Annotated in this window: 1 protein-coding gene; it reads left to right on the plus strand. The window is 56.9% G+C overall.

The window, feature by feature from the left end:
• A partial coding sequence (locus ACQRCJ_RS12490) for a hypothetical protein (RefSeq protein ID WP_427799949.1) occupies positions 1-441 on the plus strand: 441 nt, incomplete at its 5' end.
• Positions 442-619: the final 178 nt, after the last annotated feature.

The raw sequence follows: 619 nt of genomic DNA on the forward strand, positions 1-619 counted from the left end.
ATCCTTCTTTGCGCATCCGCAGCACTGGCTGATGAAGTAAAGACCGACCACTTTACGCTGAACCTTCCCTCCGGCTGGACGCAACCCCAGCCTGTCCAGTCTGCCCAAGGCGCGACCATGGCCATCCTCCAGAACGCCGCCGAACAGACCGTCATCACTGTGGCCGTCACGCCTGTCCCGCTTTCCGCCAAAGATCTTGCGATTCAGACCATTGCCAATATGAAGGCTGCCGGTTTCACGACCTCCGAACCTGTGGCTTCCGGCGATTCCTATGTGGGAGAATTCTCCAAAGAGCAGGTCAAGGGCGTCAGCTATTTCAGTGCCAACGGCAAGCTCGGCAGCGTCATCACCATCATGGGCGCTTCCCTCGATGCCGGTAAGAAGATGCTGAAGGACAATCTCAAGCCTGCCGACAGTAAGCTCTTCCCCACTGATTTCTAGCCGCTGCACTCCCCAGCTTTGCACAAACAACGGCCCCCGTCCCGACAGGACGAGGGCCTTTTTATTCCGCATTGTCGCAGAGAACCCGGCAGGCATGCCAAGGAATAATTCCTCCACCATGAGCTCGCTAATGCGACTGCGGACCAATTGCCCAGCAGCACATTCCGAAGAAAGAAAG

This window comes from Desulfovibrio sp. SGI.102 (assembly GCF_050314315.1).
Taxonomy (GTDB): Bacteria; Desulfobacterota; Desulfovibrionia; order Desulfovibrionales; family Desulfovibrionaceae; genus Desulfovibrio.